Genomic DNA, 24,239 nt, shown 5'->3' on the forward strand with positions numbered 1-24,239 from the left:
CGATGTAAAGCGACTTACCACTCCGTGATTTTAACCTGCGGAAGAAGTCGCTCAATCGTCTCCCGCACAGCCAAATCGTCCGAGAACGCCGTCGCGCTTCCCGAGGCGACCCCTGTCCGGTATGCCTCGATCGGGTCCTTGCCCATCGCAAGTGTACCGACGAATCCGGCAATCATCGAATCGCCGGCCCCGACGGAATTACGGACTGTACCTGACGGTACGCTCGCGTGATATACCCGATCGGTCGTGATGAACAGCGCCCCTTCGCCGGCCATGGAGATAAGGACATGCTGTGCTCCTTGCTCGAGCAGCTTTCGGCCGTACTCCACAAGCTTCTCGCTTGAGTCGATCACGACTCCGAATAATTCGGCCAGTTCGTGATGATTCGGCTTAACGAGGAGCGGCTTCCAGGCTAAAGCCTTCATCAGCGCCTCTCCGGTGGTGTCCATCACGAATTCGGCGCCGCTCTTCCGGCACGCTTCGATAAGACGGCCATAGAAGTCAGGTCCCAGCGAAGGCGGAACGCTGCCGGACAACACAACGATATCCCCTGCTTGAAGCTGCGACAGTCTATGAAGCAGCTCTTTCGTTTCTTCGTCGCTGATGATAGGACCCAGGCCGTTAATCTCGGTCTCTTCGCCATGCTTAAGTTTGACGTTGATGCGGGTATCGTCCGCGATATTTACGAAATCGGTGCAGATTCCTTCCTTGCCCAGCATCTCGTCTATATAACGACCGGTGAATCCGCCAAGGAAACCGATGGCCGTATTATCAGCTCCAAGCTGGTTCAGCACCCGCGATACATTAATTCCTTTACCGCCCGGAAACTTCATGTCCCGGGTCATTCTGTTCAAACCGCCAAGCTCGATATGCTCAACTTCCACGATGTAATCGATGGAAGGATTCAGTGTAACTGTATATATCATCATGATCCCTCAATTATTTTGGTTTTCTGTGAAATGGCCTTCTTCCATGATTCCGGCAAGGGCTCTGTAATCAGCGTCGCTTCGTTCAGATCCAACAATTTGGCGAAGGAAACCTCACCTATTTTGCTTGAATCCGCAAGGACATAACTGGAGGCGGACAGCTGGTGGGCGCGCCGCTTAATCAAGGCTTCTTCCGGATCGGGCGTGGTGTAACCCATCTCTACATCCACACCGTTCGTGCCCAGAAAGCAACGGTCAAAGCGGAAGTTGTCCATATTTTGCAGCGCGATGCTGCCGATGACGGCTTTGGTATGAATTTTCATCATGCCGCCCAGTAGATAACTTTTGATTCGCTTGCTGACCAGCGCTTCGATATGGGATAAACCGTTCGTAACAACCGTGACATCCTTCGCGTCGATGAACGGTATCATCGCCAGTGTGGTCGTTCCCGCATCGAGGTAAATGCTTTCTCCATCTTCCACCTGTGCTGCCGCTAAACGGGCAACGACATTTTTTTGTTGAATGTTTTTGAACGTTTTTTCCTCAATTCCAGGTTCCTGTATCTTAGGGCTCGGCAGAGCCGCTCCGCCATGAATGCGCTTTAATAATTGACGTTCTTCAAGGTCGATCAAATCACGCCTAACTGTTGATTCCGAAGCTTCAAGGAGTTCAACCAATTCCTGCAGCTTCACGACGCCGCGTTCTTGCAAGCGCTCTAAAATGATTCGGTATCTTTCTTCCGTCAGCATAATCGAATCCCCCCTCAAAGCATATACTACCATAATCATTCCAAAAAACAATCTAAAACTTTCAAAATCATTCATAATCATTCAGGAAAGCTATGAATCATTTACCATATCGCATCATTTCCATTCGGCATTTTTTGCTTGTTCATGACAGTTTACCCATTATCAAGCCGGCAAGTGTCGAAACATCACATAAACGTTTGTAACCTGCCACCTCTACACTATATACTGGTAAATAGGAAACTCTCACAGTATAGAAGAGGTGACATGAATGGACCAATTGAAAGAAGCCTATGAGCGAATGGGTCTGCCGGAGGATGCAACCAAGGAACAGCTCGACGACCGGTATACGCTGCTCATGCGCCAAACCCGCTCACATCAAAGGCGGGAGCCGGACCGGGCGGAGGAGATCGAAGCCGAGTTTGCCGAAATCACCAAAGCCTATAAATTCATCCTTGAAGAAGAGAACCGTAAAGCTTTGGAAGAGATGAATCAGAAACGGTACGGCAAATATAAAAGGTTTGCCGGGACAGCGGAGAAAACCGATCATTTCTTCCGTTATTATAAATTTCATGTGCTCGGCGGAATTGCTCTAGTCGGCGTACTCATTTATATCGTGATCAGCATTTTCAACCATCAGGCCGAGAAAGAACGGTTGGCCAATCTGCCCCCGGTTGATCTGGAAGTCATGTTCCTCGGATCTTATATGAATCAGGATGGAGGACAGGACCTCAAGCCGATCGAAGACGCGATTCTGGCGCAATTCCCCGATTGGAAACGCGTAACCGTTAACATTAACTATGTACCGCCTCTGGATTCCAACAATCCGCAGGATGCAGCCATGCTGCAAAAGGCACTGCTTGTCCTGTCCACCGAGCGACCGGACCTGTACATTATGGATCAGACCGCCTTTGATTGGATTGGCAATCAAGGGATGGTACGTCCGCTCGAAGCGGAGGTTGAAGGCGAGCTGAAGGAACTGCTCACACCGGAGATGCTGGTCAAGGGAAAAAATGAGGAAGACGGTTCGGAGCATGTGTATGCCGTGGATATTATGGGCAGCCCGCTTGGCGAAGAACTGCCTGTCCTTAAGAAAGAAATGTTTGCGGGCATTCGTGAAGGCACGGAACGGGACGCAAATGCATTGCGCTTTATTAAGCAATATTTGGAGACGTCCAAGTAATGAATGCGCCCATCCGATATGAATAACAAAACAGCCTCGCTGCTTAGCCATATGGCCAAACAGCGGAGGCTGTTTTTATATGCCTTATTGATTAACGATCGAGCTCAAGGATGTAAAGACATGCGTGGCAAACCCCTCGGATGGTTCACGGTGAGGGTTATTTACGCGGAAAATATAGCCCTGTCCGTCAATCTCATCCACAATGTACATCTTGGTCAGGTTCTCGCCTTCGCCTATCATATACACGGACGCATCCTCCATGCCCTTATGCTTCTCATGGTCGTCAGCTTCACGAACTTTACCTGTCTCGGCAAGCTCTTTCTCCGCTTCCAGCTTGAGTTCGTCCCCGTTATAATCCGAAGGCAGCTTCGTAATCTCGACATAATAATCTTGATCCACATTCATGGTCAGCTTGTTGGTCTTTGCATCAAAGGAAAAGATATCAAAAATATAGAGCGCGTAGCCGTCACCCTGGGCCAGTTTAGCTGTTTTGGTCTCTTTCATGCCCTCCAGCTCAAGTTCAAAATCTTTGGTTGCAGGCAGCTGCGCGTTCTCTGAACCCGTGCCCCCGCCTCCCTCTTCCACCGTCAGCTTGGTGAGGATCAGCTGTTTCAATTCTTCATCGCCCTCAATGGGCTGCTCCCAATACTCATACGAGACGGACTCATCTCCCTGAAGTTTGGATATGACTTGGTCCATACCTTCGCCCAGCCGGAACGCAGTAGGGCCATCTGCTGTTTCAATTTCAACGGAATTGTTATCGATTTGACCTACATAGGTACCGGTTCCCTGCTTGATCTCGACCTTCGGCTCTTCGACGGGTTCAGCTGGTTCCTTAACATCATCCTCTACCGGATTCGGATCAACTGGCGGCTGAGAAGTCGGGTCTTCGCCGCCGCATGCCGTAATTGCCATGAGCAGCATAGCTGCGGCAGCTGCCGCGATGATTTTGCTCAAATGCTTTCGCTTTGCCATAAAACCACCTCCATTATAATTAACGGGAAACCTATGGAATATGTTGCACAATCACCGCCTATTTGGAGTATGCTCACAGCACTCGCCCCAAAACGACAAGAGCATTCCCTTTTCTCATCAAACAAGGTATTCTAGTAGTACAAGATTCAATTAGTTGATAAAGGGAGATGTTCATGTCTGGTAAAATTAGAATTTTTGCTGACAGTACTTGCGACTTACCACCTTCATGGATAGAAGAATATCATATCGGCATCGTTCCGCTCTACGTCGTATTCGGAGAACAATCCTTTCGCGACGGAGTCGACATTACGCCGGAACAGCTATACGCCAAAGTCGATCAGATCGGCAGCCTTCCCAAAACAGCGGCACCTTCTCCGTCCGACTTTATTGCGGCCTTCACGCCTTCTATTGAGCAAGGCGAGGATATCCTGTTCCTCAGCATTTCGTCAGAGCTTTCTTCCACATACCAAAATGCGTTGATAGCCGCAGGTGAGCTGCCCGAGGGCCGGGTTACCGTGTTTGATTCACGCAATCTTTCCTCCGGTATCGGACTGCTTGTTATGAAGGCTGTTCACGCGGCCAATGAAGGTTCGTCCATACCGCAAATTGTGGAGCTATTAAGCCGTACCGTAAATGAAGTGGAATGCGAATTCGTTGTTGATACGCTGGATTACTTGTATAAAGGCGGACGCTGTTCCGGCATGCAAAACATCATTGGCAGCCTGCTGAAAATCCGTCCGGTTATCAAAGTCGTAGACGGCGGTATGATCCCCGCTTACAAGGTACGCGGCAAAAAAGAGAAGGCGCTGGAGCAAATGATCCAGAATGCGCTGACTCAAGTGGATAAGATGGACAATGATTTGATCGTTGTTGTACATACCATGGCCGAAGAGGAAGCCCGCTTCCTGCAGAAGGAGCTGCAGGAGAAAACAGGCGCACGGCAGGTTAGCATTTCTACGGCGGGCTGCGTCATTTGCAGCCACTGCGGTCCTCAAACCGTCGGACTCATGTATACCAAGAAGCCTTCATAATATCCTTCTTTCGAAAAAAACAGTCCTGCCATGTAACGTTCTGCCGCAGGACTGTTTTTCTGTACTCAAGCCTGCCCACCGGACGCTTAGGACCTTATTACACGGGCTGACTATTGGCTAAACATGTCATCCTAGACTAAAGTCTAGGTGAAACATTCCCCGAAGGACCGAGGACATCCCCATCCATTGCATGGTATTCTTGGATTAATCAATCTGCAAAAGGAAAGGAACGAAGTTTGTATGACGAAACGTACAATCTTGGCACCGCTGCTCATCCTGCTCGGCGCATACTTGCTCTTAAACCAAGGCGGATCGGTAGGCGCCGGTTCCATCTTCGCCACATTCTGGCCTACCTTGTTCGTGATCCCGTTAGGCCTGTTTTTTCACTGGATGTACTTCTCGCTGGTTGGACGACAGGGCATCGGACTGTTGATACCGGGCGGCATTCTGCTCACAGCCGGTATTGTCAGCCAAATCGCTTCCTTGTTCGACTCATGGGGTTCAATGTGGCCCGGCTTTATCCTGGCCGTTGCGGCAGGGCTGTTCGAGTTTTACTGGTTCGGATCGCGTAACAAGTGGCTGCTCATCCCGATTAACATTCTGACTGTATTGTCGCTGCTGTTCTTCGTGGTATTCTCTATCGGACCCGTGCTGAATTACCTGTCCGTCGTGCAGCCTGTTATTGCCGTAGTGCTTGTGCTTGGCGGAGCTTGGCTGATGCTCGGACGGAAGAGACACGGTTAAGCATCCGCTGCGCTAAACCGTTAACAACGCATAAAGGCACGCCGAAGGTTAGTTAACCTTTGGCGTGCCTTTATGTTATAGATGCCCTGCATATGCATTAAGAAGATGCAGCGGCAGCTAACGTTTCACTGCTTTGAAACAGATGATGAACGCTGCGGATATAACGGACGGTTCGAGTGCCGGAGTACATCATGACGGAATGCGTTTCAGCCCGCTGACCCGGCATATACTTCACGCCGCGCAGGAAATCGCCAGCCGTCACGCCGGTTGCCACGAATAATACGCCTTCGCGGCCTACCATATCCTCCATGGTCAGCAGCTGCTCGGGATGCTCCAACCCCATATCCTGGCATCTGATAAAATCCTCCGGTGTTTCCGGTATAAGCCGTCCCTGGATTTCTCCGCCCAGACATTTCAAAGCGGCGGCGGCGAGAACGCCTTCCGGAGCTCCTCCAGAACCCACATAGAGATCGACCTCACTGTCCGTGCAGGTCTCGATCGCACCCATGACATCCCCGTGGCTCAGCAGTTTGATCCTTACCCCGGACTCTCGCAAAGCCTTAATCATCGCGTTGTGTCGCTCACGATCGAGAATGGATACCGTCATCTCCGACAATGGTTTTGATAAGATCTCCGATGCTTTTCGAAGGGTTACTTCAATCGGATCATTCAAACTCAGCTTGCCCGCAAGCTCGGGTCCAACCGCGAGCTTATGCATGTAGATATCGGGCGCATGCAGAAGGGTGCCTCGGGGAGCTGCGGCAATCACGGACAACGCGTTGTTCAGCCCGCTGGCCACCGTTTCCGTTCCTTCAAGCGGATCCACCGCCACGTCCATCTTCGGACCTTTGCGGTTCCCAACGCGCTCTCCAATATAGAGCATGGGAGCTTCATCCATCTCGCCTTCCCCTATGACAACGACCCCATCCATCGCTGCGGAATCAAAATGCTTGCGCATGGCAACCGTCGCGGCTTCATCAGCACTGTTCTTGTCACCTCTTCCTGTCCACCGGGCGGATTGCAGTGCCGCTTCCTCCGTTACTCTTACAAGCTCCAATACTAATGAACTCTCCATGAATGAATCCCTCCTTCTGCTTTTTTCCTTACCGGTGCAGCTTATTTCAGATAATTCATGATCAGTCCTGCGGATTCCTCAATCGCCTTATCCGTGACATCAATGACCGGACATCCGAGCTCCGCATACAGCGACAGGGCGTAATCCAACTCCTCCTGTATCCGCTCAAGGGCTGCATACTGCACCTGATGCGGCAGTCCCATGACCTTTAAGCGCTCGCTGCGGATTTTGAGAAGATGCTCCGGCTCGATCGTAAGTCCGATAATTGTGCCGTTCGTGACTTCTCTGAGCTGCGACGGCGGAGACATCTCCGGCACGATCGGAAAATTGACCGTTTTGTAGCCTTTATGAGCGAGAAACATCGATAGCGGGGTCTTGGAAATTCGGGATACGCCCAGCAAGATGATGTCCGCCTTCAAAATGGCGCTAACGTCCTTGCCATCGTCATATTGGACAGCGAATTCCATCGCGTCGACTCTCCGGAAATAGCTGTCGTCCAAGCGATGCAGCAGTCCCGGCAGTCGTTTGGGATAGTCGTTGAACGTATCGGCAAATGCCTGCATCATCGGCCCCATAATATCCACCGTACGAATGTTGAGCCGCACAGCTTCCTCCCGCATGACCTCGCGAAGCTCCGGCTGCACAAGCGTGTAGGCCACAAAGCCTCCGCGCCGCGCCACCTCCTCCATCAATTCGGTCAATTCATCCTCGTCGCGAACGTTCATATAACGTTTAATCTCTGTATTCGGAAGCTCGAACTGGCGTAGTGTAGCTTGCACAACCGCTTCAGCCGTCTCCCCAATGGAGTCCGAACAGATTGCTATGAAATGAGTTAATGCCTGATTCATCCGATTCCTCCCATTATTCCTCGGCTACCATGTCGAGCAGCATTTTGATAATATTCGTTTTTGTAATCCGACCCACAACCTTCCAGTGTTCCCCCGGCTTCCCCGTGGTGGATGGAACAACAACCGGCAGGCTATCGATTTGATGATTGATGATTTTTCGTGCGGCATCCAGTACCGTATCTTCCGGCTGCACCGTTGTCACGTTAGCCCGGCGGGTCATGATCAGGCTTACCGGCATGGAGGATGCCGTCGGGTTGCCAAGCGTTACCTTTAGCAGATCCTTGCGGGACACAATCCCGGCCAGATGGCCGTCGGCATCGGTAACGATCAGATTCCCCACGTTCTCCAGAAACAAGGATACAACGGCTTCATGGATCGTCGTGGTCTCACGCACAATAACCGGAACACCGTGCAGATCGCCAACCTTCATTTTGAGAAGGCGAAACTTCTCCTCCCGGTCGCGCGTACCCCGCTTTCCCAGAAAGTACCCCACCTTAGGCTTGGCATCAATATAATCCAGAACCACCAGTTTGGATAAATCGGTACGAAGGGTGGCTCGGCTGACATTCAGCATCTCCGCAATCTGATCTCCTGTAATGGGTGCATGTTTTTTTACGATATCGACGATATCCTGCTGCCTTGTCGTCAGTTCGATAGTGATCCCTCCTGCGTGCATTTCCTCTACTTGCCGATATAATACGTCATATATAATATATATGCAACATATTTTCGTTCAAAAATGCATAATTAGGTATCAATCATTTTTTTAACCCCTATCAGAAAAGGTTATAAATCCACATAATTCCACTAAAAAAGCATGCTTCAGGAGGTTTCCTCCCGATAAGCATGCTTTGTTTACATTCGGTCTAATCATCACCATCGTTTAATCTTGAGGGTCTGTGCCTTTGCATTCCCCTTTTCCACAATATCCATAAATGATCTTCACTCCGTCGGTTGGAATCGTATCCACCATTTCATCACATCTGGAGCATATAATCAGGCCCCATTCCTCGTTCGCCTTGCCTTTCGCTGCCTCCGGACTTGTTAACGCTTTCATAACATTTCCTCCTCATGTTTTTTCACTTTGCTGCAAGGCAGTTTACGCTTTGTTATCAAGGGGGTAACTCGATTCTCCACATCATGCCAAAGACCGCTAACCAACCGTTTCGTTTCCCACATCCCTTTATTTTCCACTATATTCTTAATGTATTGGGTAAGAAATGAAGATATGAGTAAATCATGATTAATGTAACAAAAAACATGTTAAGTAATATGTATGTCATCATGTTTCCTGTGAAGATAAGGGATGGGGATACCCTTAATTTGGCATGATATGATAATATATACTTCAGATTTATAGAAATCGACATTATAGACGGAGGGTTTGGATTGAAGAACACATGGCAGCTCATTAAGAAAGGAAATACCTCATCCGCCATTGCGGCACTGGGCAACACGGGATTGGCCATAATCAAGGGGATTGCGGCGTCTGTCAGCGGCAGCGGTACGATGTTTGCATCCGCCATGCACTCGGTGGCCGATGCGGTAAACCAGGGGTTTGTATTCGTAGGCAGCGTGCTGGCCGAGCGGAAGCCGACCAAGAAGTTCCCCACCGGATTCGGCAGGGTCATTAATCTGGTCTGCATGGTCGCGGTGATCGTGGTTACCATCATGGCCTACGAAACGATCCTGAAAGGCTTAAAGCTGTTAAAACATCCGGAAGAAGCCACGAATTTCTGGCTTAATTTCATTGTGCTGGCCATTGCCGTTATCATTGATGGCTCCATTCTGATGAAAGCCATGAAAGAGATAATGAAGGAAACCCGCGTTCAAGCATCCGGCCTTGCCCTGCTGCCAGCGGCTTTCAAAAATGCCGGCCGCGCCGCCCCGCCTACACGGCTTGTGTTCTATGAAGACATCGTTGCTACGCTGGGCGCCCTCTTTGCTCTGGTTGCCATTATATTCGCACATTTCTTCAACTTCCTCATCCTGGATGGAATCGCCACGATCCTCATCGGCTGTCTGATGGTAGGCGTCGCCTTTAAGGTTGGATATGACAATATGGTCGGCTTAATCGGAGTCGCCGCTCCGAATGAAGTGGAAGAGAAGATCTCCCAGATCATTCTCGGCGATCCGGATGTCCGCGATATCAATCGTCTTCGTATCCTGCAGGAAGGCCGGAACTATCATGTGGAGGCCTACATTGAGCTGAAGAAAGGGATGAGCCTGGCCGAGGCCGGCCATTCCAAAATGAGAATCAACGCCCTGCTGACCCAGGATCCAAACATCTCGGATGTGACCTTGGGTATCCTGGAGGACGATGGAATCAAGCTTTGGAATCCGAGCGAGAATCTGGATAACTAAACGGGAAAGAGGCATACCTCAGAGTCCGATGGACCTTAAGGTACGCCTCTTTTTTCATACGACTCTTACTGATTACGCTTCAGGAATTCGACCATCCGCGCATAAGCGATTTTCTCGTTGGCCTTCTTCGTAATGCCATGTCCCTCGTCTTCAAACACGAGATACTCTACGTCACGGCCCTTCGCCCTCAAGGCTTCCACGATTTGGTCAGATTCCTCTTTGACGACACGCGGATCGTTAGCCCCCTGGATGATCAGCATCGGGTTCACCATCCCATCCAGGTATGTAATCGGCGAGTCCTTGATAAAGCGATCTTTATCCCTTTCCGGATCGCCTATCCAGCGCTCCATAATCGGCTTCCAGTGCTCCGGTACCGAATGGTAGAAGGTAAACAGGTTGCTGACGCCAACAATGTCAATGGCCGCTTTGAAATACTCCGGATTACGCCCTGCCAGCAGCAGAGTCATATAACCGCCATAGCTGCCGCCCATCACGAAGAGCTTCTCACGGCTCGAGATGCCTTGCTCAAACAGCCAATCCATGCCTGCCAAGCAGTCCTTGCGCGGTCCCTCGCCCCAATCCTGTTCCACCAATTTCACGAAGGAGCTGCCGTAACCCGTGCTTCCCCGGAAGTTCGGACAGAAGATGTGATACCCTTTGGCCAGGATATACTGGAACATGGAGCGGAACTGCTTGCGCTCTGAGGCTTGCGGGCCGCCATGCGGCCAAAATACCGTATAACCGTTCGCCACGTGATCTTTGGCGCGGAACAGGAGCGCTTCAATCTCCATGCCGTCAAAAGATGGATACGTCACAACCTCCGGTGTCACCATGTCCTCGTCGGTTAATCCTGTCAGAACGTTTTTCGTGATCATGCTCCATGCGCCATCCGCATAGCGGTAAATGTTAAGCGGCTTCACGGCGCCGCGGGCGAGCAGGTACAGATTGCCGGACTTTGTCACGTTCAACTGCTCCACGATGTCCGATGGGAGAGGAATGGCAGTTAACTCACCACTGTCGAGCGAATAGGCATACAGTCGATCCTCCACCCCTTTTTCCGTGACAATGTAGAGGGTTCGTGAATCCTTATGGTAGCGCAAGAGCTGAATGCTCTCCCGGTCGATGCGGCACAGCGGTTCAAACTTTTGCTGCGGGATGTCGTAACGGGCCACATAAGAAAATTCGGATTCAAAGTCTGTTGCAAAAATGACCTGGTCATTGCCGGCAAACAGCACATCCCCCGAAATATGCACCTGTTCCGGCGACGGCGTCAAGCACAGCGGCTCTTCGCCCTCTCTCTTCACGTAACTAACATAGTAGGTGTTGGCATACACTTTCGTATACGCGATGGTTCTCTCGTCGGGGCTCACAGCACACATTTCGGTCGACGTCACCTCGCCTTCATGCAGCAACTGATCCTCCTTGGTGTCCAGATGATATACGCGCGAATTCAGGAAGGACGGATTCCCCTTCGACGTAACGTAATACAGTCGCTTGCCGTCCTCCGATAGATGCACAAAATAATGTTTGTCATCCGCATCCGCCCCTTCGAACAAAGGCATCGGCTCGCCGCCGTTCCAGGGCAGCGCATGAAACTGATAATTCTCATTCCCGTCACGGTCAAACGCCGTTAAGATATGCCGCCCTTCCGGGTCCAGCTTGATAAAGCTTGCGATCTGGTCATTGTATGTAAGCGGGTATGGGTAGGATGTCTCCCCTTCTAACTCCATGGCCCATAAATTGAATTTTCCGTTTAGACTGCTGCTGAATACAAGCCGTGATTCGTCTGCACTGATTCCGAAGGTACGAATGCCATACGTTTGAAAAAATTGCTCCACATCGGGTTTAGGAAATTCGATCATTCATTTGCCTCCCTGACCTCATCTTATTATCCATCGGTAAATAAATGGAGAAGTTTGCCAAACCGCTGGATTATTCCCATTATAACGCAAAGCATCGTAAGGGTCACCGTTACATAGTCGGGCAGCTTGCTAAGTCTGCAGACCGAGAGGATGTACAATTTTTGACAGGGGCCTGTATATATTCCCGGCGTCCCTCTTCTGCCCGCATATCTGCAGCAAGATCCCATATAAATGATAAGAACCATGTTTTTAATGACGAAGGGGGGATTCTCGTGCACCAAGACGAGATCGCGGAACTGGAACGTTCCATTGCGGAGATTACCGAGATCGCTACAGGCTTTGGCCTTGATTTTTACCCTATGCGATATGAGATCTGCCCGGCAGACATCATATACACCTTCGGCGCCTACGGCATGCCTACCCGGTTCAGCCACTGGAGCTTCGGAAAAACCTTCAATAAAATGAAGATGCAGTACGACTTCGGCCTTAGCAAGATCTACGAGCTCGTGATCAACTCCAATCCGTGTTATGCGTTTCTCCTGGACGGCAACTCCCTGATTCAGAATAAACTCATTGTCGCCCATGTCCTTGCACACTGCGACTTCTTTAAAAACAACGCCCGCTTCTCCGTCTCCAACCGCAATATGGTCGAGAGCATGTCGGCTACTGCCGAGCGCATCTCCCGTTATGAGATTGAGCATGGCACGGAGGCGGTTGAGCAGTTTATCGACGCGGTGCTGGCGATTCAAGAGCATGTGGATCCGCATATCGTGAGGCCCGATAAACTGGATAAGCAGCGGTACACCGCACGGCGGATGCAGGAGCAGAAAGAGGAAGCCAAGCGGCAAAAGCCTCCAGGCCGGTACGACGATTTATGGGATATGGACGAAGACGGCGAAGACAAAGCCGACAAATCGCCGGCAGCACCTAAACGCTTCCCGCCCGAGCCGGAGAAAGATATCATGTGGTTTATTCAGGAGCACTCCGACATTCTGGAGGATTGGCAGCGGGACATTATGAGCATGCTGCGGGAGGAGATGCTGTACTTCTGGCCGCAGATGGAAACCAAAATCATGAACGAAGGCTGGGCTTCGTACTGGCATCAGCGTATTCTGCGGGAGATGGACCTGACCAGCGAGGAAACGGTGGAATTCGCCAAGCTTAATGCCTCGGTTGTGCAGCCGTCGCGCCACAGCCTGAACCCCTACTACCTTGGGCTGAAAATCTTCGAGGATATCGAACGCCGCTGGGACCGGGATAAGATGTTTGATGTCCGTGAATACGACTCCGATATCTCCTTCCTGCGCAATTATTTGACAAAGGAATTGGTGGAGGATCTGGACCTCTATGTCTTTGAGAAAAAAGGACCGGAGTGGAAAATCACCGATAAGGCGTGGGAAAATATCCGCGACCAGCTGGTCGTCTCCCGCGTAAACGGCGGCTCGCCGTTTCTCGTGGTAACCGATGGCGATCATCTCCGCTCCGGCGAACTGATGATCAGGCATCTGTACGAGGGCATTGAGCTTGACCTGAAATATATGGAGCGGACCATTCCCTATGTTTACCGGCTCTGGGGCAAACCCGTGCATCTGCATAGCATGATCGAGGGCAAACCGATCCTGTTCTCCTATGACGGCAAGAAGCTGCATCGGCGATTTATTTAACCACGCTTGAAAAACAAATATGGCGCCATATAACAGCAGCACCCGCGAAGGGTAAGTTTCCTCCTTCGCGGGTGCTGCTGTTCATTTCATATAGCGCACACATCATCTGTTCGCTCTCGGATCCCTGTTATACACTTACCTTCTCGGATACGTTTTCCTCCTGGACATCGTGCTTCTGAACATCATATTCATGCTGAAGCGATTCCAAATCATCGGCCAGCTTTTCCATCATTTTCACAAAAGCAGCCAATTCCTGCGAGCTTGCCGCCTGATTACGTGCGTTCATGGACGTTTTTTCCGATTCCTGCTCTACAAGACCCAGCTTGCGAATAATGCCGCTAACCTTGTCCTGAATCTCATCCATCGCCTTCTTGGAGTTGGTGGCCAGCTTTCGAACTTCGCCGGCAACCACCTCGAAGCCTCTGCCTAACTCCCCGGCATGAGCAGCCTCAATCGCCGCATTCAGACCGAGCAAGTGGCTCTGATCCGAGATTTCCCTAATCAAGCTGCCCATCTGCTCAATATGTAGAATTTCCTCGCCGAGCTCGGAAGTCAGCGAATGCGCTTTATCTTGGGCTTCTGCAGTTTTGATTGCATTGTCTGCCATTAAGGCTGCGCTTTGATCCAGCTCCACGATCATGGCAGTTAATTCTTGAACTGCATTTGTAATCGCTTCCAACATTCGTTGTTGATCCGATACCAAATGGTTGATCTTCTCTTTCTCTTTCATTTCGTAAGCTTCCAGGACGAGCTGGGAGTCCAAATTAAACATCTTGCTCAGCGCATGCACCACGTGGATCCACTGATCCGGTACGATTTGCTTCAGTAAATCGGTGGCAATGTCCAGATAAACCATGTAACTTCCAAGATAATAATCTGTTTTCAGGCCGATTCTGGAGTGAACTTGTCCGATCTTAATCCGTTCGGCAATATAAGCATCGTCCACTCTCCCTGCCGCAAGCGACATCCAGTATACCCGCTGGGTCTCCTTAAGCCGCTCCACGTTCGAGGTACGCTCGATAATCTGCATCAGGTGCGGCTGCGTCCCGATCTGCGCGTAAAACCGGTTAACGACCTCTTCAACTACCTTCGCAAACACGTCACGATGATTGGCCAGCAGCTCCAACCCTTGTTCATCCAATCCGATATACTCCAACTGTTGGCGTCTTTTCGGGGAAACATCAATCATTTCGAAAAATCCACTCCTAAATAGCGTGATCCATATCACAGGTTCAAGTACTTAGGGTCCATTATAGACTATATTTACCATACAGACATAATGCCAAAGTCCTAATTGTGTGTATATTTGCACCGACAAACCGGGCCATTTCATCCCAAAACATGAGAAACCACCCGAATTCACAGATGGTTTCTCATGGCATTCCATTCTTCTATTCGTTATTACCGATTCAACAGACTGCCCACATAACGCAGCAGCTCGTTCGCGCATACCGGGCAGTACCCATGCTCTTCGATCAGTCTGGAGCTAACCTCGTTGATCCGTTTCAACTGCACGGCATCCGGCGTTTTGGTCGAGGTCGTAATCTTGACGATATCCTTCAGGTCGGTGAACAGCTTCTTCTCAATCGCCTCGCGCAGGCGCTCATGATTGTTATACTCGAACTTTTTGCCCTTCCGGGAATAAGCCGAGATGCGTATCATGATTTCCTCCCGGAAAGCCTTCTTTGCGTTTTCCGAGACACCGATCTGCTCCTCGATCGAACGCATCAATCTTTCGTCCGGATCCATCTCCTCATCGGTTAACGGATCGCGGATTTTCGTCCAGTTGCAGAATGCCTCGATGTTATCCAAATAATTCTCGAACAGCGTCTTGGCCGACTCCTCAAAGGAATACACAAAGGCTTTCTGGACTTCCTTCTTCGCCAGATCATCATACTCCTTGCGTGCGGCAGCGATAAAATTCAGATAACGCTCCCGCTCTTCCTTGGCAATCGAAGCGTGCTGATCCAGCCCATCCTTAATGGCCCGCAGCATATCCAGCGCGTTAATGCACTGAAGATCCTGCTTAATCAAAGCACTGGATATCCGGTTAATGACATATCGCGGATCTATCCCGGACATGCCTTCTTCCAGATACTCATTCTGCATTTCTTTCAGGTCCGCTTCTTTATATCCTTCGACTTCCACCCCGTCGTACATGCGCATCTTCTTGATCAGATCCATCCCTTGCTTCTTCGTTTCCTTCAGGCGCGTCAAAACGGAGAATATCGCGGCAGAACGAAGCGCGTGCGGCGCGATATGGATATGCTTCATATCACTTTGGCCGATCAGCTTCGAGTAGATCTTCTCCTCGTCGCTGACTCTCAGGTTATACGGAATCGGCATGACAATCATTCGGGATTGCAGCGCCTCATTTTTCTTATTGGCGATAAATGCTTTATACTCGGATTCGTTGGTGTGGGCCACGATCAGTTCATCCGCGCTAATCAGCGCAAACCGACCCGCTTTAAAGTTCCCTTCCTGGGTCAGGGAGAGCAAATTCCACAGAAATTTTTCGTCGCATTTCAGCATCTCCTGGAACTCCATCAAACCACGGTTGGCTTTGTTTAACTCGCCGTCAAAGCGGTAGGCCCGCGGATCCGATTCCGAGCCGTATTCCGTGATGGTGGAGAAATCGATGCTGCCGGTCAAATCGGCAATATCCTGCGACTTGGGATCCGATGGACTAAACGTACCGATGCCGACCCGGTTCTCCTCGGAAATTAATATCCGCTCGACTTCAACCTTTTCGATATCACCGCCGTACTCGGTCTTAAGCCGAAGCTGGCAGGCCGGGCACAAATTCCCCTCGATTCGGACGCCGAGCTCCTTCTCGATCTCCGGTCTGAGCTCCAGCGGAATCAAATGCAGCGGCTCTTCCTGCATCGGGCAGCCGGCGATCGCGTATACCGCTCCCCGGTCGGTACGGGAATGCTTCTCCAGGCCGCGCTTCAGCAGCGTAACCAGCGTGGATTTCCCGCCGCTGACGGGCCCCATAAGCAGCAGTATGCGCTTGCGAACATCCAGTCTGCGGGCCGCGGAATGGAAATATTCCTCAACGAGTTTCTCAACAGCTCGGTCGAGACCGAAGATTTCCTGTTCAAAAAACTTATATTTTTTCTGGCCCCCGCTCTCTTCGAAACCGTAGGATTCGATCATGTCATATACACGGGCATGTGCCGTCATGGCTGGAGAGGGATCCTTCTTAAGTATTTCAATGTATTCCCTGAATGTGCCGCTCCACGCCAAACGGTCGCCTTCTGCCCGATACGATGCTATGCGTTCGAAAATATCCATTTCGCTACCTCCTATGAGTCTGTTTATGGGGATTGGCTTCCATTCCACAGCGTCATTAGAAAACATTCCATTTTCGAAAAAGTGTATTACATACCTATGCGACTTACTTGGAATAGTTGACCTTATTTTCGAAGTCATGCGCATGCAATTTTATCTAACCACCGGTCCATTCTACACTCGGGTACGCCACGCGAGCCGTCCCCATGCTATACTGAAATTACATTAACTTGACATTAAGCATCTTTCGAATAAAAGGAGAGTCATCATGGCGATAAAGCATGAAGCCGAGCTGTACGCTCCCCTCAAGGCCTTTTTTGAATTGAACGGTTATGAAGTGAAAGGCGAAGTGCGCCACTGTGATCTTGTCGGCATGAAAGAGGGCGCCGATGAACCGCTGATTGTGGAATTGAAAAAAACATTCAATCTGGCCCTTCTGCTCCAGGGTATCGAGCGGTTGAAGCTGACCCCGTACGTTTACCTTGCCGTCGAGAAGAGCCGGGCGAAGAAAGGAGCCGTCAATCAGCGCTGGTCGGAGCTGACGGGGCTCTGCGGACGTTTGGGACTTGGACTCATTACGGTCACCTTTTACAAAACCAAAGCGCCCTTCGTCGAGGTGCTCTGTGAGCCGGAGATGGCCGTGCAGAAGGGTCGGACCGCCATCAGGCGCAAGGAACGCCTGTTGTATGAATTTCGTGAGCGCAGCGGCGATTACAACACGGGCGGGGTGACGAGGGCCAAGCTGGTTACCGCTTATCGCGAGAAAACGCTGCGCGTTGCTGCTGCCATGAATGCGGCGGAAGTGGAGCAGCTGGGCTCGCGCGAACTCCCGGAGGGTCATGAGCGGCAAGAAGGAACTGCCCCTGCGGTGCTCACCGGCATTTCTCCGGCGGCTGTACGGGATCGAAGCGGGGTGGGATCGGCGGCTGACATTCTGCAGCGCAATTACTACGGCTGGTTCCGTCGGGTGAGCCGCGGACGCTACGTGCTGACGCCCGCCGGCGTACAGGCCCTGGCAGATTATGCTTCCGTAGTGAAATCATAGATTTTATATGCAGCCCCTCAAGCAAGCAAACATTCGCCCATGAAAAAAAGCTGCTGATTCTATTCCGAACCTGAAATCAGGCTCAATCAGCAGCTTTGCTATGTTATACACGATTTCGCAAAAAGAAACCTTCCATGTCTAATTCCGGGCTGTAAATTCCATCACGGCTTCGCTGATGAGATTCATGCCGAGCAGCAGCTCATCCCGCCCCGGATGCGTAAAATTCAGCCGGATACACTCACGGGTGCGATCTGCTGCCGAGCACATCGAGCCTGGCAGGAATGCAGCTCCTTTTAATAGAGCGGCTCTTAAGAGCGCATCCCCATTCAAGCCCGGAGGCAGCTGTACCCAGAGAAACATCCCCCCGGGAGGCACCGCATACTTTGAATCCTTCCATGCGCTGCGTTTCAGCAGCTCCACCATCAGCTTGAGCCTCGTTGCGTATTCCCGATTGAGCATGGCGATATGATCTTCCAGCTTAAAATGCTTTGATTCCAGCAGATGATGCAGCATCCGCTGGTTCAGCATGCTGGATTGCCAGTCGGCCATCTGCTTCACAGCCGTCATCATCTCAATCAAGCGCCGGTTCCCGGCAGCCCATCCCGTACGCAGCGCCGGCGCTACGGTTTTACTGAACGAGCCCACATACAGAACATGTCCTCCCTGCGGCTCCTCGAGTGAGAAGATGGAAGGAATTCGGGGCTTCGGATTCTTGGCGTCTGCAAAATAAAGATCGCCGTAAGAATCATCCTCTACGATAAGAAGTCCATGCGAGATACACAGCTCCAGCACCTGCTTGCGCCGTTCCAAACTCCACATCACGCCTGTGGGATTGGTAAAATTGGGGGCAGCCATCAGCAGCTTCGGCTTATGCTGCCGGATCATGGCCTCAAGATGCTCCGGCAGCATCCCGTCTTGATCTCCCTCCACAGGCACGATGACGGCACCTTGGAGACGCAGCACCTGGAGCAGTCCCGGTGAGGTTGGATTCTCCACCAACACCGGATCGCCTGGGTCCACATACACCCGGACCAGCAAATCAATGGCCTGCTGGGTGCCCGTTGTCAGCAGAATATGCTGGGGCTGAACGCTCAGGCCTTTACGCCTGGAAAAGTCCTCGCTCAGCCACTCGCGCAGCGGTCCATAACCTTCTGCCTCACCGTACTGCAGGGCGAGCGGGTCCTCGGAGAGCACCGATGTCGCCGCTTCTGCCAGTGAATGCAAAGGAAATAACTCTTCGGCCGGCAGCTCTTCTGCCAAGGAAATAAAAGAATCCCGCTTCGCAAGTTCCCTGATATCGCGCAGCGGGGATGACAAAAGGGTCTGTGCACGGGAAGCAAAGGAATACTGCATGGAAGTCCCTCCTCTAACCGTTATCAAAACCTCGGTTTTGTATTCAGGAGCCTCTTAACAACCTCTAAAAGGTATTCCTGATATGTATATATTATACCTTAATCCTGCATTAGGCATATATTTGCCTGCCTTGGCGGGTATACAGCGCATACTTCTCGATCGCCTGCGCACGGGTGGATACCCCGAGCTTCACATAAATTTTGCGGAGGTAATTGTCAATCGAGCGGCGGCTCACCTGAATTTCCATGGCGATTTTGTCGTATGTAATGCCCTGGACGATCCGTTCCATTATAAAAGCCTCCGTTTCGGAGAGCTGGAGTCCGCCTTCGTTCATTGCAGAGGCCGTTAACGGCCAGATGCCTTGCCTTACCCAGTCGAGCGGCAGCGAGGCGACGCCTTCCCGGAGTCCGGTAATCATATGTATGAGCTGAAATGTGGATGCCTGCTTGGACAATAGGCCGCTAGCACCGCGACTGATCAAGGATTGCAGCAAAGGAAGGCCATCATTGTCGGTCATAATGACGACATGGGTCTTCGGGGACAGCTGCTTCATCTGCTCCAATACGGCTTCCGAGGTATGTTCCGACAAATGATAATCCAATAGTACCAAGTCAGGAAGCAAATCCCCGACCATTCGAAGCCCTTCTGAATCCGAGGAGGTCATTCCCTCCACGAGCAGATCCTGCTGCTCTTCCAAAATCAATTTTGTTCCCAGCATGCTTGTAGGTTGACTGCCAACGATAACTACCCGCCAACACTGATTCATTTTCTAATAGACCTCCTGTATCAACAATCTTGAATCTCTAGTATCTCTATTAAGTAAGCGCCGTCAATTTCTTACATATCCGGTATTGCGAATCCCCGTTGTTTGCAGATATGGATAGACGCAATTCGGAGCCGTTATTCGTATAGAAAAAAGGTTAATTAATCCTATAGGCGCAGGGCCTTTGACGGTATGCATGGCGAATGTCTTATATGTATCCTATTTGATAATCAAATCTATACAGATTGTATCCCACTCTATCTTTCTAGGCAATCTATTTTTCATAAAAACAAGTGCTATTGGTTCGTCTTTGCGAAAGTAATTCTGACATGTTAGAATGAAATTTGGAAAAAATGATAGTTTTTGAGGGGTGATGAAATGCCAATGTTGGAGCAGGAACACAATACCCCCTATAAATCCCGTGAGGAAGTGCAGCAAAAGGGGCCATCCACCAAATGGTTCTGGGTATTTTGGATTGTTCTCATCGGGCTGGGTACCACCGCAGCCTACCTATATAGCAATCACTTGAAGGAGCAAGTCGTGGTGCAGCTGCAGCAGGATACGCGCCAGGAGATGGCGTCATTCAAAGCAGAGTACGACCAAAGGTTTAACGAGCTGGTTCAGGAAATGGACGAAATGCAGAGCAAGGTTCAGTCGTTTAATGAGCTGCTGACCTTTACCAAGGATCAGGCTAGCGGCAAAACAGACAACAGCAACAAGCTGTACAGTCAACTAAGCCAAGTTGAGAAACAGCTGAAGGAGCTGGAACGCAAGATGGAGCTGCTGAAGTGAGAAAACTGAAGTATATCCGTCCCAAGCAGTTAAACCGTACGTTTATGCTGGCCATTGCACCTTTTATCGGAATGCTGCTGTGTATGTGGTTAATCACGGAACCGCCGCGTCTGTCGCACGAAACCGCGGAGTACATACCATCCGGCAGCATATCGGAACAGTCAGCCGTTATTAAACAGGATTTGGATCAAGCTGCCGTCTCTGCGGAGCAGACGATATCCTCCATTGAAAAAACGGCCAAGCTCTATCGGCAGACAACCGCCACAGTAGGAACCATTCTGCAAACAGCGGAATCGCAAGCCGCGCGCCCGGAGCAAATCTATAATCGCCGGATCACCACCAAACTGGGTGTCCCTATTGAAACGGTCAACAGTGACCGGATTCGAATTGAGTTGTACAAGATCAATCCCGGCACCTATCACGGGTATGCGATGAAGGTCAAACTGAAAGACCCTTCCGCGATGAAAATGTCGCTTGGAAGCGAAAGCGGCAGACCCGGGTCCGTCGAAACCACCATGCGTGCCGTAAGCAGGCATGGTGCGGTTGCGGGAATTAATGCCGGTGGATACGCTGACGGGAACGGGGGCAGACATCCGCTGAGCACGACCTATTATGATGGCAAATACGTCTCGGGGTTTCAACCGAGCTTTAAGGATCTTGCCTTTGTCGGCATGAGCAAATCCGGCAAGCTGATCGGTGGCAAGTTCTACAGTCAGAGCGAGCTTGACCGGCTTGATCCTATGTTCGGTGCTACCTTTGTACCCGTGCTGCTCAAAAACGGCAGCAAAACGACAATACCCGAGAAATGGAGAACAACTCCCGGCAGGGCACCGCGTACCGTCATCGGCAATTACAAGGACGATCAGCTGCTCATTCTGGTTACCGAAGGATATGATGAGAAGGGCAAATCGGGAGCCACGCTGCAGGAGCTGCAGAACAAGCTTAAAAAGTTGGGCGTGATTGACGCTTATAATCTGGATGGCGGCGGGTCCGCATCCCTAATCCTAAACGGCCGCGTCGTGAACAAACCGTCGGACGGAAGTCTGCGGCCGGTACCCACGCACTTCTTATTTTTCAAATAATGGAGCCGGCTTGATATTCTCGTTTATTTTTTTGCCCAAGGTGGTTATAATAAAGAGTAGCTTAGCAGGAGGTGGCAAGGATGTCTTTCTCATTAACATTTTGGATCGTCATGCTCGTATTCGCCCTTTATATGGTTGGCATTTGGACCGCGTCATACAATGATGATAAAACCAAAGGCCTGTAAGGCGTCTCCCTCGTATATCGGGGGAGTTTTATTTTTTTGAGGGACAAAAAAGGCACCGCTCATTAGCGATGCGCAAAAAGTAATTCGTGTGAGGTACTAGGCATGTTTGGGAAGCTGCTGCATTTCGGACATGCATTGTGAACAGATATAGCGTTCTTTAAACTCGCTTACTCCGTCCATAGAACCACAGAAGACGCATTTCGGACGATAGCGCTCCAATATAATATGGTCCCCCTGTACAAGAATTTCTACGGGATCCCCCTCGTTCATTTGATATCTCTTGCGTAGAGACTTAGGCAGAACGATTCTTCCCAGCTGATCAACTTTACGAACAACACCAGCAGGTTTCATAACGATTGTACACCTCTTTCATTTTCAACAAGTGATTTCTGACACCACAGTTCAGAACTGATAACAAGGGCCTAGTATAATAGTTCGATAAAAAGTTGTCGAATCCTGCTGGAAATTAAGAATTTCTTAGTTTTTTTCAATATCAACTAGGTATACTGGATGATTTTCCCGAAAAAACTCAACGTTTTGCAAAATTTATTCCATACCCGGGAAATCTAATTGACGTAATGCCTCATACACCATAATTGCTGCGGAGTTGGACAGATTCAACGAACGCACCTTATCCGTCATCGGCATGCGAATACAATGCTCGCTATTCGCGGCTAGCAGCTCCGGAGGCAGTCCCTTGGTTTCTTTGCCAAACACCAAAAAATCTCCGTCTTGATATTCGATATCCATATAACGCTTGGTTGCCTTCGTCGTGGCGTAGAAATAGCGTCCTTCGGGATAGAGTGCCTGCAGCTCCTCAAAGGAATCATGATATTCAATATGTACGGCATACCAGTAATCCAGCCCGGCCCGTTTCAAGGTTTTGTCATCGGTATTAAAGCCGAGCGGACGGACCAGGTGCAGATGGGTGCCCGTTGCGGCACAAGTTCTGGCGATATTGCCCGTATTGGCTGGAATTTCCGGTTCGACTAGTACGATGTGTAATGCCATGTTGATAAGTCCACCTTTTCATCTGTTTTATTTTTATTATAACCGATTCCCTCCCGATTTCCCGGGATATCCAGAAATAACCTTCCGCCAAACCGGCGGAAGGTTATCATTGTGTAATCTTGTATAATATTAGCTGTGACTATTCTTAAACTGCTGCATGAATTCTACCAGCGCCTGAGCGCTCTCATACGGAACGGCGTTATAGACCGAAGCCCGCAAACCGCCGACGCTGCGATGACCCTTCAAGCCGACAAAGCCTGCTTGCTCCGATGCCTTCACGAATTCCTTCTCCAGCTCCTCAGAGGCAAGACGGAACGTAATGTTCATATCGGAACGCACCTCTGCATTCACGCATCCGCGGTAGAAGCCTTCGCTGTTATCGATGGCATCATAGATGAGCGCGGCTTTCTTGCGGTTCATCTCTTGAACGCCTTGCAGTCCGCCCTTCTCCTCAATCCACTTCAGCACTTCGTTGATCATATAGATGCCAAAAGACGGCGGCGTATTGTACAGCGAGTTATTTTTCAAATACGTATTGTAACGGAGCATAGTCGGCAGATGTTTAGGAGAATCTGTAATCATATCCTCTCTGACGATCACAACGGCAACGCCGGACGGCCCCAAGTTCTTCTGGGCACCCGCATAGACCATCGCGAATTGGTTCAAATCGAACGGACGGCTGAGGATATCGCTCGACATATCACAGATAAGCGGCACCGAACCGGTATCCGGGAATTCCTTAAACTGCGTGCCTTCGATCGTTTCATTGGAAGTAAGATGGAGGTAAGCTGCATGATCCGACAGCTTGATGTCTTCAAGACTAGGCAGAGCCATGTACTTGCTCTCCTCAGAAGAGGCTGCCACATGAGTTTCGCCGATCAGCTTGGCTTCTTTAATCGCCTTGTCAGACCAGCTTCCCGTCATTACATAGTTCGCAACCTGGTCTTGTCCCAAGAAGTTCATCGGAATCATCGCAAATTGCGTGCTTGCACCGCCTTGAATGAACAACACCTTGTAGCCGGATGGATTCCCCAGCAGGGACAGCAGGCGCGCCTGCGCTTCGTTATGAACGGCTTCATATACAGCACCGCGATGAGACATTTCCATGATTGACATGCCGGTATCCCCGTAATTGACGAATTCGGCCTGGGCGCGCTCCAACACTTCAAGCGGCAATGCAGCAGGTCCTGCGTTAAAATTGTATGCTCTCTTGCTCAAAAGACTCTCCACCCTTTCTCTACTATGAATGCTAATTAACGCTAATCATAGCAACAATCCCATAGACCTTCAAGTGTA

Annotated in this window: 23 protein-coding genes; 8 read left to right on the top strand and 15 right to left on the bottom strand. The window is 50.5% G+C overall.

From position 1 onward, the window contains the following. Positions 1-14 precede the first annotated feature (14 nt). Complete coding sequence (gene pfkB, locus PAEVO_RS18695; RefSeq protein ID WP_100538905.1) at positions 15-926, bottom strand: 1-phosphofructokinase; 912 nt, start codon at positions 924-926, stop codon at positions 15-17. Continuing rightward, the gene (locus PAEVO_RS18700; RefSeq protein WP_076324436.1) at positions 926-1,675 is read right to left on the bottom strand and encodes a DeoR/GlpR family DNA-binding transcription regulator; all 750 of its coding nucleotides are present in this window, start codon (positions 1,673-1,675) and stop codon (positions 926-928) included. Before PAEVO_RS18700 ends, pfkB begins: the two co-directional genes overlap by 1 nt. Positions 1,676-1,943: 268 nt before the next feature. Between PAEVO_RS18700 and PAEVO_RS18705 the strand changes: the two genes are divergently transcribed. After that, on the top strand, positions 1,944-2,855 hold the full coding sequence (locus tag PAEVO_RS18705; RefSeq protein WP_100538906.1) for a molecular chaperone DnaJ: 912 nt from the start codon (positions 1,944-1,946) through the stop codon (positions 2,853-2,855). An 84-nt stretch (positions 2,856-2,939) separates the two neighbouring features. On the opposite strand, the gene PAEVO_RS18710 is transcribed toward PAEVO_RS18705, so the two are convergent. After that, the gene (locus PAEVO_RS18710) at positions 2,940-3,830 is read right to left on the bottom strand and encodes a hypothetical protein (protein ID WP_100538907.1); all 891 of its coding nucleotides are present in this window, start codon (positions 3,828-3,830) and stop codon (positions 2,940-2,942) included. A gap of 173 nt (positions 3,831-4,003) precedes the next feature. On the opposite strand from PAEVO_RS18710, the gene PAEVO_RS18715 reads away from it, so the two are divergent. Both PAEVO_RS18715 and PAEVO_RS18720 read left to right on the top strand, forming a co-directional pair. Continuing rightward, positions 4,004-4,861 carry a DegV family protein gene (locus tag PAEVO_RS18715; RefSeq protein WP_100538908.1) on the top strand — a complete coding sequence of 286 codons (858 nt, stop codon included), beginning with the start codon at positions 4,004-4,006 and terminating at the stop codon, positions 4,859-4,861. 240 nt (positions 4,862-5,101) lie between these two features. Beyond that, complete coding sequence (locus PAEVO_RS18720) at positions 5,102-5,605, top strand: hypothetical protein (protein WP_100538909.1); 504 nt, start codon at positions 5,102-5,104, stop codon at positions 5,603-5,605. 97 nt (positions 5,606-5,702) lie between these two features. On the opposite strand, the gene glpX is transcribed toward PAEVO_RS18720, so the two are convergent. The 4 genes from glpX to PAEVO_RS18740 all read right to left on the bottom strand — a co-directional run bounded on the left by glpX (position 5,703) and on the right by PAEVO_RS18740 (position 8,585). Then, a complete protein-coding gene (gene glpX / locus PAEVO_RS18725; protein ID WP_100538910.1) occupies positions 5,703-6,680 on the bottom strand; it encodes a class II fructose-bisphosphatase in 978 nt (325 codons plus the stop codon). A gap of 41 nt (positions 6,681-6,721) precedes the next feature. Further along, the gene (locus tag PAEVO_RS18730) at positions 6,722-7,528 is read right to left on the bottom strand and encodes a pyruvate, water dikinase regulatory protein (protein ID WP_100538911.1); all 807 of its coding nucleotides are present in this window, start codon (positions 7,526-7,528) and stop codon (positions 6,722-6,724) included. Positions 7,529-7,541: 13 nt separating this feature from the next. Next, complete coding sequence (locus PAEVO_RS18735) at positions 7,542-8,204, bottom strand: helix-turn-helix transcriptional regulator (RefSeq protein ID WP_100538912.1); 663 nt, start codon at positions 8,202-8,204, stop codon at positions 7,542-7,544. 207 nt (positions 8,205-8,411) lie between these two features. Further along, entirely contained in the window at positions 8,412-8,585 is a 174-nt protein-coding gene (locus tag PAEVO_RS18740; protein ID WP_100538913.1) for a GapA-binding peptide SR1P, read from the bottom strand. A gap of 332 nt (positions 8,586-8,917) precedes the next feature. Between PAEVO_RS18740 and PAEVO_RS18745 the strand changes: the two genes are divergently transcribed. Further along, entirely contained in the window at positions 8,918-9,892 is a 975-nt protein-coding gene (locus tag PAEVO_RS18745; protein ID WP_100538914.1) for a cation diffusion facilitator family transporter, read from the top strand. A 65-nt stretch (positions 9,893-9,957) separates the two neighbouring features. Here the strand turns inward: PAEVO_RS18745 and PAEVO_RS18750 are convergent, their stop codons facing one another. Next, positions 9,958-11,754 carry a S9 family peptidase gene (locus PAEVO_RS18750; protein ID WP_100538915.1) on the bottom strand — a complete coding sequence of 599 codons (1,797 nt, stop codon included), beginning with the start codon at positions 11,752-11,754 and terminating at the stop codon, positions 9,958-9,960. A 272-nt stretch (positions 11,755-12,026) separates the two neighbouring features. Between PAEVO_RS18750 and PAEVO_RS18755 the strand changes: the two genes are divergently transcribed. Continuing rightward, entirely contained in the window at positions 12,027-13,418 is a 1,392-nt protein-coding gene (locus PAEVO_RS18755; protein WP_100538916.1) for a SpoVR family protein, read from the top strand. Positions 13,419-13,545: 127 nt separating this feature from the next. Here the strand turns inward: PAEVO_RS18755 and PAEVO_RS18760 are convergent, their stop codons facing one another. Continuing rightward, entirely contained in the window at positions 13,546-14,607 is a 1,062-nt protein-coding gene (locus tag PAEVO_RS18760; protein WP_100538917.1) for a globin-coupled sensor protein, read from the bottom strand. A gap of 212 nt (positions 14,608-14,819) precedes the next feature. Then, a complete protein-coding gene (locus PAEVO_RS18765; protein WP_100538918.1) occupies positions 14,820-16,715 on the bottom strand; it encodes a PrkA family serine protein kinase in 1,896 nt (631 codons plus the stop codon). Positions 16,716-16,980: 265 nt separating this feature from the next. Here PAEVO_RS18765 and PAEVO_RS18770 point away from each other — a divergent pair, with 265 nt between their 5' ends. Next, positions 16,981-17,757, top strand: coding sequence for a DUF2161 family putative PD-(D/E)XK-type phosphodiesterase (locus PAEVO_RS18770; RefSeq protein WP_100538919.1), 777 nt, complete (start codon positions 16,981-16,983; stop codon positions 17,755-17,757). A 138-nt stretch (positions 17,758-17,895) separates the two neighbouring features. Here the strand turns inward: PAEVO_RS18770 and PAEVO_RS18775 are convergent, their stop codons facing one another. Both PAEVO_RS18775 and PAEVO_RS18780 read right to left on the bottom strand, forming a co-directional pair. Next, positions 17,896-19,110, bottom strand: coding sequence for an aminotransferase-like domain-containing protein (locus tag PAEVO_RS18775; RefSeq protein WP_100538920.1), 1,215 nt, complete (start codon positions 19,108-19,110; stop codon positions 17,896-17,898). 109 nt (positions 19,111-19,219) lie between these two features. After that, a complete protein-coding gene (locus PAEVO_RS18780; protein ID WP_100538921.1) occupies positions 19,220-19,876 on the bottom strand; it encodes a DNA-binding response regulator in 657 nt (218 codons plus the stop codon). Positions 19,877-20,257: 381 nt separating this feature from the next. Between PAEVO_RS18780 and PAEVO_RS18785 the strand changes: the two genes are divergently transcribed. Both PAEVO_RS18785 and PAEVO_RS18790 read left to right on the top strand, forming a co-directional pair. Then, positions 20,258-20,665: a hypothetical protein gene (locus PAEVO_RS18785; RefSeq protein ID WP_071218139.1), complete on the top strand. Its 408-nt coding sequence runs from the start codon at positions 20,258-20,260 to the stop codon at positions 20,663-20,665. Beyond that, a complete protein-coding gene (locus PAEVO_RS18790; RefSeq protein ID WP_100538922.1) occupies positions 20,662-21,747 on the top strand; it encodes a phosphodiester glycosidase family protein in 1,086 nt (361 codons plus the stop codon). Before PAEVO_RS18785 ends, PAEVO_RS18790 begins: the two co-directional genes overlap by 4 nt. 281 nt (positions 21,748-22,028) lie before the next feature. Here the strand turns inward: PAEVO_RS18790 and PAEVO_RS18795 are convergent, their stop codons facing one another. From PAEVO_RS18795 to serC, 3 genes are all read right to left on the bottom strand, one after another. Beyond that, positions 22,029-22,283 (bottom strand): AbrB/MazE/SpoVT family DNA-binding domain-containing protein, encoded by a 255-nt coding sequence (locus PAEVO_RS18795; protein WP_009595823.1) that lies wholly within the window; start codon positions 22,281-22,283, stop codon positions 22,029-22,031. Positions 22,284-22,478: 195 nt separating this feature from the next. Then, a complete protein-coding gene (gene trmL / locus PAEVO_RS18800) occupies positions 22,479-22,943 on the bottom strand; it encodes a tRNA (uridine(34)/cytosine(34)/5-carboxymethylaminomethyluridine(34)-2'-O)-methyltransferase TrmL (protein ID WP_100538923.1) in 465 nt (154 codons plus the stop codon). A 129-nt stretch (positions 22,944-23,072) separates the two neighbouring features. After that, positions 23,073-24,161, bottom strand: coding sequence for a 3-phosphoserine/phosphohydroxythreonine transaminase (serC, locus tag PAEVO_RS18805; RefSeq protein WP_100538924.1), 1,089 nt, complete (start codon positions 24,159-24,161; stop codon positions 23,073-23,075). Between the last annotated feature and the right edge of the window lie 78 nt (positions 24,162-24,239).

The organism is Paenibacillus sp. GM2FR (assembly GCF_002803325.1).
Lineage (GTDB): Bacteria > Bacillota > Bacilli > Paenibacillales > Paenibacillaceae > Paenibacillus_AQ > Paenibacillus_AQ lautus.

Bases quoted from the DNA above. Each gene is read 5' to 3' on its own strand.
- pfkB (WP_100538905.1), bottom strand. From the start codon at position 926: ATGATATATACAGTTACACTGAATCCTTCCATCGATTACATCGTGGAA.
- PAEVO_RS18700 (WP_076324436.1), bottom strand. From the start codon at position 1,675: ATGCTGACGGAAGAAAGATACCGAATCATTTTAGAGCGCTTGCAAGAA.
- PAEVO_RS18705 (WP_100538906.1), top strand. From the start codon at position 1,944: ATGGACCAATTGAAAGAAGCCTATGAGCGAATGGGTCTGCCGGAGGAT.
- PAEVO_RS18710 (WP_100538907.1), bottom strand. From the start codon at position 3,830: ATGGCAAAGCGAAAGCATTTGAGCAAAATCATCGCGGCAGCTGCCGCA.
- PAEVO_RS18715 (WP_100538908.1), top strand. From the start codon at position 4,004: ATGTCTGGTAAAATTAGAATTTTTGCTGACAGTACTTGCGACTTACCA.
- PAEVO_RS18720 (WP_100538909.1), top strand. From the start codon at position 5,102: ATGACGAAACGTACAATCTTGGCACCGCTGCTCATCCTGCTCGGCGCA.
- glpX (WP_100538910.1), bottom strand. From the start codon at position 6,680: ATGGAGAGTTCATTAGTATTGGAGCTTGTAAGAGTAACGGAGGAAGCG.
- PAEVO_RS18730 (WP_100538911.1), bottom strand. From the start codon at position 7,528: ATGAATCAGGCATTAACTCATTTCATAGCAATCTGTTCGGACTCCATT.
- PAEVO_RS18735 (WP_100538912.1), bottom strand. From the start codon at position 8,204: ATGCACGCAGGAGGGATCACTATCGAACTGACGACAAGGCAGCAGGAT.
- PAEVO_RS18740 (WP_100538913.1), bottom strand. From the start codon at position 8,585: ATGAAAGCGTTAACAAGTCCGGAGGCAGCGAAAGGCAAGGCGAACGAG.
- PAEVO_RS18750 (WP_100538915.1), bottom strand. From the start codon at position 11,754: ATGATCGAATTTCCTAAACCCGATGTGGAGCAATTTTTTCAAACGTAT.
- PAEVO_RS18760 (WP_100538917.1), bottom strand. From the start codon at position 14,607: ATGATTGATGTTTCCCCGAAAAGACGCCAACAGTTGGAGTATATCGGA.
- PAEVO_RS18765 (WP_100538918.1), bottom strand. From the start codon at position 16,715: ATGGATATTTTCGAACGCATAGCATCGTATCGGGCAGAAGGCGACCGT.
- PAEVO_RS18770 (WP_100538919.1), top strand. From the start codon at position 16,981: ATGGCGATAAAGCATGAAGCCGAGCTGTACGCTCCCCTCAAGGCCTTT.
- PAEVO_RS18775 (WP_100538920.1), bottom strand. From the start codon at position 19,110: ATGCAGTATTCCTTTGCTTCCCGTGCACAGACCCTTTTGTCATCCCCG.
- PAEVO_RS18780 (WP_100538921.1), bottom strand. From the start codon at position 19,876: ATGAATCAGTGTTGGCGGGTAGTTATCGTTGGCAGTCAACCTACAAGC.
- PAEVO_RS18785 (WP_071218139.1), top strand. From the start codon at position 20,258: ATGTTGGAGCAGGAACACAATACCCCCTATAAATCCCGTGAGGAAGTG.
- PAEVO_RS18795 (WP_009595823.1), bottom strand. From the start codon at position 22,283: ATGAAACCTGCTGGTGTTGTTCGTAAAGTTGATCAGCTGGGAAGAATC.
- trmL (WP_100538923.1), bottom strand. From the start codon at position 22,943: ATGGCATTACACATCGTACTAGTCGAACCGGAAATTCCAGCCAATACG.